Raw genomic sequence first — 16,306 nt, forward strand, 5'->3', positions numbered from 1 at the left:
CGTGCGGGGAACGGCCGCGGTCGTCGGCTCGGGGCCCAACGGGCTGGCTGCGGCCGTGGTGCTGGCCCGTGCGGGGCTCGACGTCACGGTCCACGAGGCGGCGGGCGCGGCCGGGGGCGCGGCCCGCTCCGCCGCCGCCCTCGGCCCCGGCACGGTGGTCGACCTCGGCTCCGCCGTGCACCCCTTCGGCGTGGCCAGCCCGCTGTTCGCCCGGCTGGGCCTGCACCGGCACGGCCTGGAGTGGCTGCACCCGCCGGTCGTCGCGGCGCACCCGCTCGACGACGGCCCGCCGGGCCTGCTGCACCGCTCGCTCGAGCGCACGGCGGCGGGGCTGGGTCCGGACGGCCGGGCGTGGTCCCTGCTGCACCGCGGCGTGGTGGAGCGCTGGGAGGAGACGGTCGAGTCCGTGCTGGGCCCGCTCGTGCGCGTGCCCGAGCACCCGCGGGCCCTGGCGTCCTTCGGCCTGCGCGCGCCGTGGCCCGCCGCGGCCACGGCGCGGGCGCTGTTCCGCACCGAGCAGGCCCGGGGGCTCTTCGCCGGGTCCGCCGCCCACGCGGTGCTGCCCCCGCGGCACGCCCTGACCTCCGCTTTCGGGACGCTGTTCGGCGCCGCCGCCCACGCCACCGGGTGGCCGGTCGCGCGCGGCGGCTCCCAGGCCGTCGTCGACGCCCTCGTGGCCGACCTCGAGGAGCACGGCGGCCGCGTGCTCCTCGGCTCCCCGGTGACGGACCTGGCCCGGGTGCGGCCGGCCGACGTCGTCCTGCTGGACCTCACGCCCCGGCAGGTGCTGGGCCTGCGCGGGCTCGAGCTGCCGGGCCGGTACCGGCGGGCGCTGGCCCGGTGGCGCTACGGCACGGCCTCCTACAAGGTGGACCTGCTGCTGGACGGCCCCGTGCCCTGGCGGGACCCGCGCGTGGCGCAGGCGGGGACCGTGCACGTGGGCGGGACCCTCGCCGAGATCGGCGCCGCGGAGCAGCAGGCCCGGGCCGGCCGGCTGCCGGAGCGCCCGTTCGTGCTCGTGGCGCAGCAGGGGGCGGCCGACCCGTCCCGGGCGCCCGCGGGCCGGGAGGTGCTGTGGGCCTACGCCCACGTCCCGCACGGGTGCGACGACCCCCGCGCGGGGGAGCGGGTGCTCGGCCAGCTCGAGCGCTTCGCCCCCGGGGTCCGCGACCGGGTCCTCGAGCGCGTGGACACCTCACCGGCCCGGCTGGAGGCGTGGAACGCGAACCTCGTGGGCGGGGACATCGGCGGCGGCTCCCTGGACGGGCTGCAGCAGGTGTTCCGCCCGGCCGTGCAGGCCGATCCCTACGCGACCGGGGTGCCGGGGGTCTGGCTGTGCTCGTCGTCGACCCCGCCGGGCGGCGGGGTGCACGGCATGGCCGGCTACCACGCCGCCCGCAGGGCGCTGCGGGGCCTGGCGCGGAGCCGGCGGGCCGCCGGCTGACCGGGGCTCAGGCGCCGATGCCGGCGTACGTCGTGGCCGCGAGCTCGCGGATCTGCGCCACGTAGCCGCGGGTCTCGGCGAACGGCGGGATCCCGCCGTGCCGCAGGACCGCCGTGGGCCCGGCGTTGTAGGCGGCGAGCACCAGGTCGATCTCCTCCTGGGCCGAGGCGGGCGCCAGTCCCCGCACCATGCGCCGCAGGTCCTTGAGGTAGACGCCCTGGGCGCGGATGGCGGCCCGCGGGTCGAAGGGGTCGCCGCGCCCGTAGCGCTCCCACGTGTCCGGCATGAACTGGGCGAGACCCTGCGCGCCGGCGTGGCTGACGGCCCGCGGGTCCCACCGGCTCTCGACGTCCAGCTGGGCGGCCACGATCTCGGGCGGGAGCCCCGAGAGCTCGGCGGCGGCCAGGACGTCGTCGCCCCACGGCTCCGGCACGGGGGCGGTGCGGCTCGGCCCCTCGTCCGCGGGCGTCCCGCAGCACCCGGGGGTGTTGGCGTGGAAGAGCCCGCCGGTGCCGATCAGGAGCAGCACCACGGAGGCCAGCAGGAACCACGGGGAACCGCGCGGGGCAGGTTCCGCCGTGCGGGCTCCTCGGCCGCGGGCTTTCTCGGCGCGGGCTTCCTCGGCGCCGGCAGTATCGGCGCCGGTTCCTTCGGCGCCGGGGCGCGCGGGGTCCAGGACGGTGGTGGCCATCCGTTCCAGGCTAGGAGGACCCGGCCGTCCCGGTCTGCGGCCTCTTGGGGGGACAGCACCCGTCCCGCCCGGCGGGCGGGACGGGTCAGCCGATGACCTCGATCAGGCCGCGGGCTCCCCGCTCGGCCTCCACGAGGGAGTGGTTGACGAAGGGGTAGGTGCCCGGCTCGGTGAACTCCAGCTCCACGAAGCCCCCCTGGGCGGGGGCGAGGTCGAGGGCCTGGGCCCCGCCGGACCCCGCGCCGCCGGGCTCCAGGAGGTAGGCGCCCTCCTTGTGCACGGTGTCGAACTGACCGCCCACCACGTGGAAGCTCAGCCCCGTGGACGGACCGGCCGCGAGGACCCGGATCCGCACCCGCTCGCCGGTGCGGGCGGTCAGCGGCTCGTGCAGGTACTGGGTGGCGTGCCCGTTGAAGACCGTCAGGCTGGGCACCCCGCCCGGGATCCTGGCGGGGTCCACGACCGCGTCCACCCCCACGCCGGCCCCGTCGCCGGCGGTCTCCTCGGGCGGGCCCAGGTACGTCTCGTTCTGCACGAGGAGCCAGTCGTGGTCCACCTCGGGGAGCCCCGGCGGGTCGATCACCACGGCGCCGAACATGCCCGCCGCCACGTGCGTGCTCATCGGGGCGGTGGAGCAGTGGTAGAGCCAGATGCCCGAGCGCACCGCCTCGAAGCGGTAGACGAGGGACTCCCCCGGGGCGACGGTGCGCATGTTCTCGTCGGGCGCCACCGTGCCGGCGTGGAAGTCCACCGAGTGCCCCATCGTGCCGCCGTTGCGCAGCGTGATCTCGAAGACGTCGCCGACCTCCCCGTGCAGCGTGGGGCCCATGTAGCGGCCGTTGTACGTCCACGCCCGCATGCGGACGCCGGGGGCGATCTCGTGCTCGCCCTCGGAGACGTCGAGGTCCACGCGGTGCACCCGCCGGCCGTCCTCCAGCACACCCTCCCCGACGGGCTCGAGCACGGGGGAGCGGACCTCGGCGTCCGCTCCCGGGGCGGCCGCGAGGTCCGCCCCGGCGGCCGGATCGGTGCCGGCCGGGACCGGTCCGGGCGCGCCCTGCTCCGGTCCGGCCGCGGCGCCGGGAGCGCCGTCCGCGCCGACCGCGACCACGTCGAGGGTCATGCCCATGCTGCGGTGCCCGACGATCGAGCACCACCCCTCCAGGGAGCCGTCGACCACGCCGGCCTCCACGGTCACCGTCCGCCCGGGGGCGACGCGCCCGGAGCTCGTGCCGGAGGCCAGGACGAGGTCGTGGACGTTGGTCGGGTCCTCGTTCGTGAGCTCGATCACGAGTTCGTCGCCGAGCGGGACCTCCACCGTGGCGGGCTCGAAGCGCATTCCCTCCCGGGCGCTGACCTGCACGGTGGTCGTCCCGCCCGTGGCCGGGACCCCGGAGCCGCCGCCGCGCAGGTCGAAGCCTGCCGCGGCGGGGTTCGCGGCGATGCCCGCCGCGACGCCCAGGGCCACCACCAGCACTCCGGCCAGCGCCTCGCGGGCCGGCCGCGGAGGCGCGGCGGGGGCGACGGCCTCCGGTGCGGGCGCCGGCTCCCCGGTCCGGCGGGCCACGGCGGCCCGGCGCCCCGCCACCGAGATCCGGGCGGCGGAGACCATGAGCGGGACGAACGCGAAGAGCGCCGCGGCGCCCAGGAGGGAGACCACGGCCCGGACCCAGGAGGGCACCGTGCCCGGTGGGAGGGCGAAGAGCAGCACGCACAGGTTGACGACCACCACGCGGAACGTCCCGGCGCGGTTGATGGCCCGGTGGGCCGCCCGCACGGTCGCCGGGCCGCCTCCCATGGTCACCGGCAGGAGGTAGCTCATGGCCCCCAGCAGCACCTGGACCAGGAAGCCGGCCACGAACGGGACGGTCAGCTGTCCCAGCGCCGCCGCGTCGAACCCGCGCAGGCCCACGACGAGGGCGGCCGCGACCGTGGTGGCCGCCCACCACAGGACGCCGGCCGCCACGGACCAGCCCGCGTAGTCGGCGGGGCGGGCCCGCCCCGCGGCCTGCGCGAGCACCCCGACCACGGCGCCCAGCCCCGCCGCGTACACGACCAGTCCCGCCGCGGCGAGCGCGGAGGACCCCGCCAGCGCCGCGGTCCCGGTGAGCACCAGCCCGCCGGCCAGCACGGGCAGCGCGGCGGCGCCGACCCGGGTGGAGCGCTCCGGCAGGCGCGTGCGCAGGATCGTGGGCCACAGGGTGAGCACGGTCCCGGCGACGGTCAGGCCCACGAAGCCCAGGACGTTGACGGCCTCGTGGGCGAGGAGCAGGCGCGCGTGCCGGCCGGCGGCGGGGCCGGCGGCCAGGAGCGCGCCGAGGACGGCGCCGACCGGCAGCAGGAAGGCCGCGGTCACGTAGTAGCGCACGGTCACGGCGAACCGGGACGGCAGCGCCGTGCGCAGCTGCCGGAGCAGGGACGCGCCGTGCCAGGCCACCGCGGCGCCCACGGCGGTCGACGCGACGAGCACCAGGCCGTACCAGCCGGTGAGGAGGCCCACGACCAGCAGCGCGGTGCCGGCGTTGAGCAGCCCGATCCGGGCCAGCTGCCGGCCCCGGGCGTCGTCGGGCACCCGGTTCTTCAGCAGGGAGTCGGTGAAGTGCTGGGACCACACCAGGATCGAGTTGGTGACGAGCCCCAGGGTGACCACGTGCACCAGCAGCCACCGCGTCTCCGGGATCCAGCGGTGGAAGAGGACCACGAGCAGCAGGACCGCCATCCACAGGCGGACCGGCCGGCCGGCCCGGCGGTGCCAGGAGGACCGCCCTCCGGGGCGTGCGGATGCGTGCACGGTACTCACCTGCTCTGCTAATTTGCGGATCAGATACCAGTATAGAGGGCGGTCGCCGCCGGACGTGCCGCCTACGATGGGGGCGTGACTGCCGAGATCATCGCGACCCTCGTCGCCGCCGCCCTGCTCGTCGTCGGGTGCCTCGGCGTCGTGGTGCCGGTGCTGCCGGGGTCGATCCTGATCGTGGTCGGGCTGCTGGTCTGGGCGCTCACGGTCCAGGCCGTCGAGGGCTGGACCGTCCTGGCCGTGGGCTCCGCGCTGGCGATCGCCGGGATGGCCGCGAGCGCCGTGCTCACGGGGACCCGGCTCAAGCGCCGGCAGATCCCCAACCGCTCCCTCCTGCACGCCGCGGCCGGCGCCGTGGTGGGGCTGTTCGTCATCCCGGTGGTGGGGATCTTCGTGGGGTTCTTCGTGGGCCTGCTCCTGAGCGAGACCGCCCGCCGGCGCGACCTCCGGGCGGCGCTGGACGCCAGCTGGGCGGGCCTCAAGGCGGCCGGCCTGGGGATCGTCGTGGAGTTCGCGTGCGCGCTCGCCGCCTCCACGGTGTTCGTGCTGGGCGCGCTGGTCCTCTTCACGACCGCCTGAGCCCGGGCCGGGTCCGCGGTGCGGGCGGGACGGGCCGAGGGCCCGGACACCACGGGTGTCCGGGCCCTCGGCGTGCCGCGGCGGCTGGGTGCTCTGCGGCGGCTCAGCGCCAGGGCAGGGGGACCACCTCGACGTCCTGGCCGGCGGCCACCCCGCCCGGCGGGACCACGGCGATGACGTCCGCGTGCGCGAGCCCGCGCAGCATGTTCGCGCCGACCCGGTCCCGGGGGGAGACCGTCCCGTCCCGGAGGTAGCCGGGCACCAGGGCGGTGACCTTCTGGCCCGGCAGCTCCTCGGTCGCGGGCAGGGTGCGCGTGGCCGGGGGCTGGTCGCCGTGCAGCTTGGCCAGCAGGGGCTCGGCCACCGTGAAGATGCTGGTCATCGCGGCCAGCGGATTGCCGGGCAGGCCGACGACGAAGGGACCGTCCTCGGGCAGCCGGGCCAGGAAAGTGGGGTGCCCGGGGCGCTGGGCGAGGCCGTCGAGCAGGAAGACCGCACCCAGCTCCAGGAGCGCGGAGCGGACGTGGTCGGCGTCGGAGTGCCCGGTCCCCCCGGTGGTGATGACCACCTCGGTGCGGGCGTCGAGCACCGAGGCCATGCCGGAGGGCGCCTCGGTCAGGGCGGAGAGCATCGCCTTGGCGGTGTCCTCGACGCGCCGGAGCTGGTCCACCGACCCGCCGAGCATCTCCACGAACGTGGGCAGCTGGGGGCCGAAGGCGTCCCGGACCTGACCAGGCTCGGGGATCCCGTCCTCGACGACCTCGCTGCCGGTGAGCAGGATGGTCACGCGCGGACGGCGCCGGACCGGGAGCATGTCGTGGCCGCTGACGGCGGCGAAGGCGATGTGCGCCGGGTTGAGCAGGCACTCGGCGTGCAGGATGACGTCCCCGGCCGCGACCTCCTCGCCCGTGCGGCGGATGTTCTGCCCGTAGGGGATGTCCTCGGCCGAGGGGGCGTGGGCGGCGATCGTGAGCACGGTCCCCTCCTCGGACAGGTGGGCGTACTCGTCCCGCAGCACGGCCCGGGCCCCGGCCGGCACGAGGCCGCCGGTGACGATGCGGGTGGCCTCTCCCGGCTCCAGGTTGAGCACCGGCCGGTAGAGCTCCTTCGGCGGGATGGTCAGCATCTTGCGGGGATCCGTCTCGACGGGCTCGGGGAAGACCACCGTCCACGGCTGGGGGCCCGCCACGGCGTAGCCGTCCATGGCGGAGGAGGCGTAGTGCGGGACCGGGATCGGCGCGGTGACGTCCTCGGCCAGGACCTCGCCGAGCGCCTCGTGCAGGGGCAGCCAGTGGCTGGGCAGCGCGGCGGCGATCTCGTAGGAGAACTGCCGTGCCCGGTGCCACTCGGCGTCGTGGAGGGTCTCCACCTCCTCCGGGGCGCTCTCGGGCGTGCCGCTGTCGTCCTCGATGACGGGCAGCGCGTGCGTGTAGGGGCTGTTGGTGTCGTGGGGCAGGGGCAGTCCGGACATCAGTTCTCCTCGGGGGATCGGCGGGCGGCGGCGACGAGGCCGTCGACGGTCTGCAGGGCGCGTGCCAGGACGAGCTGCTCGTCCTCGCCCGCGGCCGCGGCACGGCCCACGTGGTAGCCGAGCAGGTAGGCGGTGGCCGGGACGGCGGGGCGCACGGTGCCGTGGGCGACCCGGCCGCTGAGGCCGAGCACGGCGTCCAGGGGGAGCTCGGTGCCGGGCACGTCCAGGGCTCCGCGCACCGTCGTGATCCACCGCTCCAAGATCTCGTTCTCGGCCGGGCTCAGGTCCTCGGGCATGCGCTGCTCCTCCCGGGCGGTGGGCCGCCCGCTCGTGGTCAGGTCAGGTGGTGCCTCTGCACATCGTCCCACGTATCGACGTCCGCGGTGGCGTCCTCGGGCACGGTGACGTCCCGCAGGGGGAGCTCGCGCACGAAGGAGAACACGGACCGGTCCGCGGCGTCCCGCCCCGCGAACGCCCCGCGCAGCGCGTCGCTGCGGTAGAGGGCGGCGAGGGGCTGGCGGTGGCCGCCGGGCGGGACGCAGACGTGGCCGGCGGCGCCGGGCTCGCTCCGGGCGGCCGCCAGCAGGAGGGGCACCGCCCGCGACACCCCGGGCATGTCGCACGCCAGCGTCATGGTCCAGTCCGCGCCGGGCAGGTCGCCGAGGGCCCGCAGCCCGGCGGCGATGCCGGCCGCCGGCCCGGAGAACGGGGGGTCCTCGCGGGTCAGCAGCACGCCCTCGGGAAGAGCCAGGTCGGGGGGCCCGACGACGACGACGCCCGCCGCCTCCCGGACCGCGTCCAGGGTGAGCTCCAGCAGGGTGCGTCCTTCCCGCCGCAGCCGGGCCTTGGGCCGTCCGCCCAGGCGCGCGGAGCGGCCGCCGGCCAGGACCACGGCGTGGAAGACCGGGGTCGGACCCGGGGCGCTCATCCGGTCACCCGCCCGAGAAGGGCGGGAGGACGTCGAGCACCGCCCCGTCCGGGACGGGGGCCTGCGGGTCGGGGCAGGCCACGCCGTCGAGCAGGTAGCTGGACCGGGCCAGCACCTCGGCCAGCGGCGGCTGCCCCGGCGGAGGCTGCGGGTGCCGCCGCGCCAGCAGCTCCTCCACCTCCCGGCGGGACCGGGCGGGCCGGTCCAGCGGCACGGTCTCGGCCTCGGTCCCGGCCGCGGCCCGGGCAGCCGCGAAGTAGCGCACCAGCATGTCGCCTCAGCCCCCGATCGCGCTCATGGAGCGCTCCGGCTGGACGTAGTCGGCGGAGTCCAGGCCCACGTGGTCCATCCCGTGGGCGGCCGGCTTGGCCCACATCGCGGCCCGCCAGCGCTCGGCCAGCTCCACGTCGCTCGCCCCGGCGCGCAGCAGCGGGAGCAGGTCGACCTCCTCGTGCGAGAACAGGCAGGACCGCACCCTGCCCTCGGCGGTGATCCGGGTCCGCTTGCAGTCGGCGCAGAAGGGCTCCGTCACGGACGCGATCACCCCCACGGTGCCCAGCGGCTCGTCCCCGGCACCGGGGTCCCCGCCACCGGGGTCCTGCGCGGGGTCCGCGGCGGAGGCCGCGGGGCGCACGTCCCACAGCTCGGCCGGGGCGCCGTCGCGCCGGCCCGGGTGCGGGGACAGCCGGAACCGCTCGCCGAGCCGGTCGCGGATCTCGGCGGCGGTGACCATGTCCGCCCGGGTCCAGCCGTGGTCGGCGTCCAGGGGCATCTGCTCGATGAAGCGCAGCGCGAAGCCGCGCTCGAGCGCCCACGCGAGCAGGTCGGCGGCCTCGTGGTCGTTGACCCCGCGCATCAGCACCGCGTTGATCTTCACCGGGGACAGCCCCGCGGCGGCCGCGGCCTCGGCCCCGGCCAGGACGTCGGCGAGGCGGTCGCGGCGGGCCAGGGCCCGGAACGTCTCGGCGCTGAGGCTGTCCAGGGAGATGTTGACCCGGGTCAGTCCCGCCTCCGCGAGGCCCCGGGCGCGTCCGGCCAGGCCGATGCCGTTGGTCGTCAGCGAGACCGGCAGCGCCGGGTGCGCGGCGCGCACCCCGGCCACGATCTCCTCGAGGTCGCGGCGGACCAGGGGCTCCCCGCCGGTGAGGCGCAGCTCGGCGATCCCGAGCTGCGCCACGCCCACGCCGACGAGCCGGACGATCTCGTCCGCGCTCATCAGCTGCGCGGCGGGCAGCCAGGGCAGGCCGTCGGCGGGCATGCAGTAGGTGCAGCGCAGATTGCACTTGTCGATCACCGACAGCCGCATGTCGGTGGCGCGGCGGCCGTGGCGGTCCACGAGCCCCGCCTCGGCCGGGGCGCCGCTCGGCGCCGGACCGGCACTGCGGACCTGCGGAAGTCCCAGGGAAACGCTCATGTCACCGCCTCGGTGGTTCCGTCCGGCACGCAGGGCTCCGGCGCCGGGATGTCCGCCCAGTGTATGCAGGCCCCGGCACGCCGGGAACGCCCCGTGCCGTCCCGGGCGTCATCTCCGGCGCACGGTCAGCCGTCGTCCCGCTCCGGCGGGGCCAGCGCGTCCAGCTGCCGGAGGGCCGCGGACCACCGGCCCTTCCGCTCGTCCGGCGTCTGCTCCCACCACGGCGTGCCGCGCTCGCCGAGGCCCAGCTTCGCGAGCCCCACCCGGTCCCGGACGGCCCGCAGCTCCTCCTCCGTGCCGTCCCTGCGCACCGTGCGGACGGCCGCGCGGGCCCGGCCCAGGTGGGACCGCAGCCGGGCCGCCGCGTCCGGGGGCAGGGCGGGGTCCTGGCGTCGCCACCGGCGCCCGTCCACCACGACCCACCGGCCGTCCGGCGTGTGCTCCACGTCCCGTCGCGTCATGGCCCCGATCCTGCCAGGCCGGGCCCGGCCCCGGCACCTACCCTGGGGGGATGAGCAGGCACGTGCAGCACCCGGTCCGCAACGTCGACGAGCACCGCCGTGCGGTCGTGGACGCCCTGCGCGGCCTGCGGCCCCGGACGGAGACCGTCCCGCTGGCGGCCGCGCCGGGCCGGGTCCTGGCCGCGGACCTCGTGGCGCCCCTGAGCCTGCAGCCCTTCGACAACTCCCAGATGGACGGCTTCGCGATCCGTGCCGCCGACAGCCGGGCGGCGCCGGGGGAGGACGGGCGCACGCCGTTCGCCGTCGTCGCCCCCGTGCCCGCCGGCCACGTCCCCGGGCCGCTGGCCCCCGGGGAGGCGGCCCCCGTCATGACCGGCGCGCCGCTGCCGCCCGGTGCGGACGCGGTGGTGCCCGTCGAGGAGTCGCTGCCCGGGGGGTTCCCCGCACCGGGGACGCTCGTGCGGCTCCCGGCGGACCAGCCCGCCGGGCGGTTCGTCCGGCGGGCGGGCGAGGACGTCGCCGAGGGGGCCACCGCGCTGGTCGCGGGGCAGCGGCTCACGCCCGCCCGGATCGGTCTCGCGGCCGCCCTGGGGCTCGCGGAGCTGACCGTGCGCGCCCGCCCCCGGGCCGTGCTCTACACGACGGGCGACGAGGTCGTCGCCCCCGGCGCCGCGCGCGGACCCGCCCAGATCTTCGACGCGAACGCGGCGATCCTGCGCGCCCAGCTCGCCGAGGCGGGCGTCGAGGTGATCGGCGCCCATCTGGTCTCCGACGACGCGGGCGCCTTCGCGGCGCGCCTGACCGAGGACACGGCGGCACGGCCCGACCTCTTCGTCTCCTCGGGCGGGGTCAGCGAGGGCGCCTACGAGGTGGTGCGGCAGGTGCTGGCGCCCCACGGGGAGTTCGTGCACGTCGCGATGCAGCCCGGCGGGCCGCAGGGCCTGGCGGCGCCCGGCGGCGTGCCCTTCGTCTGCCTGCCCGGCAACCCCGTCAGCACCCTCGTGTCCTTCGAGATGTTCCTCCGCCCGGCCCTGACCGAGGTCGTCGGCGCCCCGGCACCGCGGGCCCGCGCCACGGGCCTCCTCGCGGAGGCCGTGCGGCCGCTGCCCGGCCGCACCCAGGTGCGCCGTGCCGTCTGGGACGGCGCCGAGGTGCGGATGGCGGGCGGGCCCGGCTCCCACCTGCTGGCCGCGGCCGCCCGGGCCAACGCCCTCGTGCTCGTGCCGGCCGGCGGGACCGAGCTGCCGGCGGGCACCCGGGTGGAGCTGCTGCTGCTGGACTGATCCGCCGGGCCCGGCCCGCCGCCGGACGGCCCGGGGCCGGGGGCGCCTTGGTGTGCTGCCGCCGCTCGTTAGACTGGTCCGCGCCCCGACCGGACGATCGCACAGAACAGGTCCCCATGACGTCCCTGCTCGCCCCGCTGCTCCTCGCCGCCACCGCCGTGATCCAGGCGCTCGGCCGCTACGAGTACCACCAGAACGGCATCACCGTGGTGGGCCAGATGCTCTTCCCGATCTTCTTCGCCGTCCTGGCGATGTTCCTCGCCCGCCGCGGCGAGCGGGGCTCCTTCGGCACCGCGCACCTCGGTCTGCTCGTGGCCGGCGCCGTCCTGTTCGTGCTCACCCTGGTCGGGCAGAACGGCACCGTCCCCCAGCTCTACCCCTCCGTGTGGATCTACTACGCGGCCTTCGCGCTGCTGGCGGTCCAGGCCGCGCTGCGCATCGCGGGGACCCCCGGGCGCCGGCGCGGGGACGCCCCGGCCGAGGACCCCGCCCCGCGCGGCTGACCACCGCGGGGCCGGCCACCGCGCGGCTGACCACCGCGGGACCGGCGGCCGCGGGGCGGAGCGCTACCCGGCGGCCGCGGCTCCGCCGACGCGCTCGAGCACCAGTTCCGCCAGCTCTCCGGCCCGGGTCTCCGGCAGCCAGTGGCCGGCGTCGAGCTCCACGAACCGGTAGGGGCCCCGGACCTGCTCGGCCGTGAGCTCGGCGGCCCGCCGGCCCAGGGCGGGGTCCCGGCTGCCCCACGCGTACGTGGTCGGGACGTCGACGGGCCCGGTGCGCAGCCGGGACAGCGGCAGGGCGCGGTACCAGTTCAGGGCCCCGGTGAGCGCGCCGGGCTCCTGCATCCGGGCCGCGTAGCGGGCGGCGTCCGCGGCGGGCAGGCCGGACCGGCGCAGGAGGTCCTCGAGGCGCGGGCCGAGCAGCGCCTCGGGCAGGAGCGGCAGCTGGAAGGCCCCGACGTAGGCCGAGCGCAGCGCCTGCGGCGAGCGCGTCAGGGAGCGTGCCAGGGCCCGGGGGTGCGGCACGGAGACCGCCGTGAGGGACGCCACCCGGTCCGGCCGGCGGGCCGCGAGGGCCCACGCCACGATCCCGCCCCAGTCGTGGCCCACGACGTGCGCGCGCTGCACGCCCGCGGCGTCGAGCAGCGTCACGGCGTCCTGGACGAGCAGCTCGAGCCGGTAGGCGCGGCGGCCCCGCGGCCGTGCGCGCCCGGCACAGCCCCGCTGGTCGGGCACGAGCGTGCGCAGCCCCGCGCGCCGCAGCGCGGGCGCCACCCGGGACCAGCACGTGCCGTCCTGCGGGAAGCCGTGCAGCAGCAGCACGGGCGCACCGTCCCGGGGTCCGTCGTCGCGCACGTCGAGGTGGAGGCCGCCGGAGGGGCGGCGGGTCGGTCGGTCCATCCCGTCAGGCTAGCCCGGCGCCGTCCGCGGACGGCGCCGTGGCGGTGTGCTCCCCGTTCCGGCGAGGAAAGCAAGGAAATAGAAATTCATGACGGACCATGAATTCTGCGATTGATGCGTCATGAATTCTTTTTCACCGAATAGGCATTCATTGGTGCAGGAAAAAATCTCAATTCCCGATGCCTAATTGGATAGGTTGGCACCATGGTTGCCAGCCAGACACCGCCGGGCACCGACGGCCCCGCGTCCAACGCCCTGCTCAAGCTCGGGAAGTTCTTCACCCGCTGGGAGGAGTCCCCGGACGGCCGGGCCGTCTACCGCGAGGGCGGACGGGCCGGGGACGCCTTCTACCGGAACCGGTGGAGCCACGACAAGGTGGTCCGCTCCACGCACGGCGTGAACTGCACGGGCTCGTGCTCGTGGAAGGTCTACGTCAAGGACGGGATCATCACCTGGGAGGCGCAGGAGACCGACTACCCGTCGGTGGGCCCGGACCGCCCGGAGTACGAGCCCCGCGGCTGCCCCCGCGGCGCGGCCTTCTCCTGGTACACCTACTCGCCCACCCGGGTCCGCTACCCGTACGTCCGCGGGGTGCTCCTGGAGATGTACCGCGCGGCCAAGGAGCAGGTGGGCGGGGACCCCGTGCTCGCCTGGCAGGAGGTCGTGAACGACCCCGCGAAGCGCCGGGCCTTCCAGCAGGCCCGCGGCAAGGGCGGGCTGGTGCGCTCGAGCTGGCAGGAGGCCCTCGAGATGACCGCCGCCGCCCACGTGCACACGGTGAAGACCTACGGCCCGGACCGGTGCACCGGGTTCTCCCCGATCCCGGCGATGTCCATGGTCTCCCACGCCGCGGGGGCCCGGTTCATCAACCTCATCGGCGGCGTGATGAACAGCTTCTACGACTGGTACGCGGACCTGCCCGTGGCCAGTCCCCAGGTCTTCGGCGACCAGACGGACGTCCCCGAGTCCGGCGACTGGTGGGACGCGACCTACCTCATGATGTGGGGCTCCAACGTCCCGGTCACGCGCACCCCGGACGCGCACTGGATGGTCGAGGCCCGCTACCGCGGCACGAAGGTCGTCTCCGTCAGCCCCGACTACGCGGACAACACGAAGTTCGCCGACGAGTGGCTGCCGGCCCAGGCCGGCACGGACGCCGCCCTGGCGATGGCGATGGGCCACGTGATCCTGCGGGAGAACTTCGTGGAGCGGCGGGTGCCGTTCTTCGAGGACTACGTCCTGCAGTACACCGACCTGCCCATGCTGGTCACCCTCGACGAGCGGGAGGACGGCGCCGTGGTGCCCGGCAAGTTCCTCACCGCCGCCGACCTGGGCGGGGACGAGGCGGGAGCCTCCGACGCCGCGTTCAAGACCGTGCTGATCGACCGCGACGCGGGCACCCCGGTGGTCCCCAACGGGTCCATGGGCTTCCGCTACAACGAGCAGGACGAGGGGAAGTGGAACCTCGACCTGCAGGGCGTGCGCCCGGCGCTGTCCGTCACGGACGCCACCGCGGGGGCGGGGGCCACGAGCGTCGTGGACCTGCCCGCGTTCACCGACGCCACGGGGGAGGGCTCGGTGCTGCACCGGGGCGTGCCCGTCACGGAGGTCGCCGGGCGCAAGGTCACCACGGTCTTCGACCTCATGCTCGCCCAGTACGGCGTGGGACGGGAGGGCCTTCCGGGGGACTGGGCGGCCGGGCTCGACGACGTCGCGACCCCCTACACCCCGGCGTGGCAGGAGGAGATCACCTCGGTCCCCGCGCAGGCCGTGATCCGCACCGCCCGCGAGTTCGCGGCCAACGCGGAGAAGTCCGGCGGCCGGTCGATGATCATCCTGGGCGCCGGCATCTGCCAGTGGTACCACGGGGACGTCACCTACCGGGCGATCCTCGCGATGCTCATGCTCTGCGGGTGCCAGGGCCGCAACGGCGGGGGGTGGGCGCACTACGTGGGCCAGGAGAAGGCCCGCCCCATCACGGGCTGGGCCGCGATGGCCGCCGCCACCGACTGGACCCGCCCGCCCCGGTTCATGATCGGCACCGCGTTCTGGTACATGCACACCGACCAGTGGCGCTCCGACGGCTACTCCTCCGACTCCCTCCAGTCCCCCCTCGCCGAGGGGCACCTGAAGGGCATGCACACCGCGGACGTGATCGCGAAGTCCACCCGGCTGGGCTGGATGCCGTTCTACCCGCAGTTCGACGAGAACTCCCTCGACGCCGCGGACCGCGCCGCCGAGGGCGTGGCGCGCGGGGAGGCGCCGGACGAGGCGCAGTGGGTCGCCGACCGGTTGAAGTCGGGGCAGATGCGCTTCGCCGTCGAGGACGTCGACGCCCCCCAGAACTGGGCCCGCACTCTGGTGCTGTGGCGCTCCAACCTGCTGGGGTCCTCCGCGAAGGGCGAGGAGTACTTCCTCCGGCACCTGCTCGGCACCCACCACAACGTCATGGGCCAGGACCACTCCGCGTCCCGGCCGCGGGACGTGACCTGGCACGAGGAGGCGCCCGAGGGCAAGCTCGACCTCCTGGTCTCCGCGGACTTCCGGATGACGAGCTCCACCCTGCTGTCCGACGTCGTCTTCCCGGCGGCCACCTGGTACGAGAAGCACGACCTGTCCTCCACGGACATGCACCCGTACGTGCACGCCTTCACCCCGGCGATCAACCCGCCGTGGGAGGCCAAGACCGACTACGAGCTGTTCCGGCTGCTGTCCGAGGAGTTCTCCCGGCAGGCGAAGGTGCACCTGGGCGTGCGCAAGGACCTCGTGGCCACCGCACTCACCCACGACACCCCCGGGGAGATCGCCCAGCCCGGAGGGCACGCGCCCGACTGGAAGAACACCGACCTGCCGGCTGTGCCCGGCCGGAACCTGCCGAACCTCAAGGTCGTGGAGCGGGACTACACGGCGGTCGGGGAGAAGTTCTCGGCGGTGGGCCCCCTGGCGGAGCAGCTGGGCTTCACCACGAAGTACATCACCTACGACGTCTCCCACCAGGTGGACCAGCTGGCCCGCCTGCACGGGGTCTTCGACTCCGGCGCCGCCGCGGGCCGCCCCGCCGTGGACACCGACGCGCGGATGGCCGAGGCGATCCTGCTGTTCTCCGGCACCACCAACGGGGAACTCGCGGTGCAGGGCTTCGAGACCCTCGAGAAGCGCACCGGGGTGGAGCTCGCGGACCTCGCCCGCGGCTCTGAGGAGAAGCGGATCAGCTTCGCCGACACCCAGGCCGCCCCGGTCCCGGTGATCACGTCCCCGGAGTGGTCCGGCTCGGAGACCGGGGGGCGGCGCTACGCCCCGTTCACGGTCAACATCGAACGGCTCAAGCCCTTCCACACCCTCACCGGGCGGATGCACTTCTTCCTGGACCACGACTGGATGAAGGACATGGGCGAGACCCTGCCGATCTACCGCCCGCCCCTGGACATGCACCGGCTCTTCGGCGAGCCGCCGCTCGGGGAGCGGGGCGAGCTGTCCGTCGCCGTGCGCTACCTGACCCCGCACAACAAGTGGTCGATCCACTCGGAGTACCAGGACAACCTCTTCATGCTCTCCCTCTCCCGCGGCGGCACCACGGTGTGGATGAGCCCCCAGGACGCCGCGCTGATCGAGGTCTCCGACAACCAGTGGGTCGAGTGCGTCAACACCAACGGCGTCTACGTGGGCCGGGCCATCGTCAGCCACCGCATGCCGGCCGGCGTGGTCTACGTCCACCACGCCCAGGAGCGCACCATCGACGTGCCGAAGTCCGAGGCGACCGGCCGCCGCGGCGGGATCCACAACTCGGTCACGCGCATCCTCGTCAAACCCACCCACATGATCGGCGGCTACGCGCANN

13 protein-coding genes and 1 pseudogene are annotated in these 16,306 nt (G+C 75.8%); 5 read left to right on the top strand and 9 right to left on the bottom strand.

Going from position 1 to position 16,306, the window contains the following annotated elements; all coding sequences use genetic code 11:
* Window position 1 precedes the first annotated feature (1 nt).
* Entirely contained in the window at window positions 2-1,444 is a 1,443-nt protein-coding gene (locus AVL61_RS15350) for a phytoene desaturase family protein (protein ID WP_058875196.1), read from the top strand.
* Between the two features lie 7 nt (window positions 1,445-1,451).
* Here AVL61_RS15350 and AVL61_RS15355 read toward each other — a convergent pair whose 3' ends face one another.
* Together AVL61_RS15355 and AVL61_RS15360 are read right to left on the bottom strand one after the other, a co-directional pair.
* Entirely contained in the window at window positions 1,452-2,135 is a 684-nt protein-coding gene (locus tag AVL61_RS15355) for a lytic transglycosylase domain-containing protein (protein ID WP_082697226.1), read from the bottom strand.
* 85 nt (window positions 2,136-2,220) lie between these two features.
* Window positions 2,221-4,926, bottom strand: coding sequence for a multicopper oxidase domain-containing protein (locus tag AVL61_RS15360; RefSeq protein WP_231738446.1), 2,706 nt, complete (start codon window positions 4,924-4,926; stop codon window positions 2,221-2,223).
* A gap of 84 nt (window positions 4,927-5,010) precedes the next feature.
* Between AVL61_RS15360 and AVL61_RS15365 the strand changes: the two genes are divergently transcribed.
* Window positions 5,011-5,511, top strand: coding sequence for a DUF456 domain-containing protein (locus tag AVL61_RS15365; RefSeq protein ID WP_058875197.1), 501 nt, complete (start codon window positions 5,011-5,013; stop codon window positions 5,509-5,511).
* A gap of 103 nt (window positions 5,512-5,614) precedes the next feature.
* Here AVL61_RS15365 and AVL61_RS15370 read toward each other — a convergent pair whose 3' ends face one another.
* The 6 genes from AVL61_RS15370 to AVL61_RS15395 all read right to left on the bottom strand — a co-directional run bounded on the left by AVL61_RS15370 (window position 5,615) and on the right by AVL61_RS15395 (window position 9,785).
* Window positions 5,615-6,982, bottom strand: coding sequence for a molybdopterin molybdotransferase MoeA (locus tag AVL61_RS15370; protein WP_082697227.1), 1,368 nt, complete (start codon window positions 6,980-6,982; stop codon window positions 5,615-5,617).
* Window positions 6,982-7,278, bottom strand: a complete 297-nt coding sequence (locus tag AVL61_RS15375; RefSeq protein WP_058875198.1) for a DUF6457 domain-containing protein — start codon at window positions 7,276-7,278, stop codon at window positions 6,982-6,984. Before AVL61_RS15375 ends, AVL61_RS15370 begins: the two co-directional genes overlap by 1 nt.
* Window positions 7,279-7,316: 38 nt before the next feature.
* The gene (mobA, locus tag AVL61_RS15380; protein ID WP_058875199.1) at window positions 7,317-7,910 is read right to left on the bottom strand and encodes a molybdenum cofactor guanylyltransferase; all 594 of its coding nucleotides are present in this window, start codon (window positions 7,908-7,910) and stop codon (window positions 7,317-7,319) included.
* Window positions 7,911-7,914: 4 nt separating this feature from the next.
* Complete coding sequence (locus tag AVL61_RS15385) at window positions 7,915-8,181, bottom strand: MoaD/ThiS family protein (RefSeq protein WP_058875200.1); 267 nt, start codon at window positions 8,179-8,181, stop codon at window positions 7,915-7,917.
* A 6-nt stretch (window positions 8,182-8,187) separates the two neighbouring features.
* Window positions 8,188-9,324, bottom strand: a complete 1,137-nt coding sequence (moaA, locus tag AVL61_RS15390; protein ID WP_058875201.1) for a GTP 3',8-cyclase MoaA — start codon at window positions 9,322-9,324, stop codon at window positions 8,188-8,190.
* 125 nt (window positions 9,325-9,449) lie between these two features.
* Window positions 9,450-9,785 (bottom strand): hypothetical protein, encoded by a 336-nt coding sequence (locus AVL61_RS15395; RefSeq protein WP_058875202.1) that lies wholly within the window; start codon window positions 9,783-9,785, stop codon window positions 9,450-9,452.
* Window positions 9,786-9,847: 62 nt separating this feature from the next.
* Here AVL61_RS15395 and AVL61_RS15400 point away from each other — a divergent pair, with 62 nt between their 5' ends.
* Together AVL61_RS15400 and AVL61_RS15405 are read left to right on the top strand one after the other, a co-directional pair.
* Entirely contained in the window at window positions 9,848-11,068 is a 1,221-nt protein-coding gene (locus AVL61_RS15400) for a molybdopterin molybdotransferase MoeA (RefSeq protein ID WP_231738447.1), read from the top strand.
* Window positions 11,069-11,184: 116 nt separating this feature from the next.
* Window positions 11,185-11,571 (top strand): hypothetical protein, encoded by a 387-nt coding sequence (locus AVL61_RS15405; protein ID WP_058875204.1) that lies wholly within the window; start codon window positions 11,185-11,187, stop codon window positions 11,569-11,571.
* Window positions 11,572-11,634: 63 nt separating this feature from the next.
* Here the strand turns inward: AVL61_RS15405 and AVL61_RS15410 are convergent, their stop codons facing one another.
* Window positions 11,635-12,468 carry an alpha/beta fold hydrolase gene (locus AVL61_RS15410; RefSeq protein ID WP_058875205.1) on the bottom strand — a complete coding sequence of 278 codons (834 nt, stop codon included), beginning with the start codon at window positions 12,466-12,468 and terminating at the stop codon, window positions 11,635-11,637.
* Between the two features lie 204 nt (window positions 12,469-12,672).
* Between AVL61_RS15410 and AVL61_RS17640 the strand changes: the two are divergent.
* Window positions 12,673-16,302, top strand: a pseudogene (locus AVL61_RS17640) (nitrate reductase subunit alpha); the annotation flags it as partial.
* Window positions 16,303-16,306 lie beyond the last annotated feature (4 nt).

This window comes from Kocuria rosea subsp. polaris, assembly GCF_001483755.1.
Lineage (GTDB): Bacteria > Actinomycetota > Actinomycetes > Actinomycetales > Micrococcaceae > Kocuria > Kocuria cellulosilytica.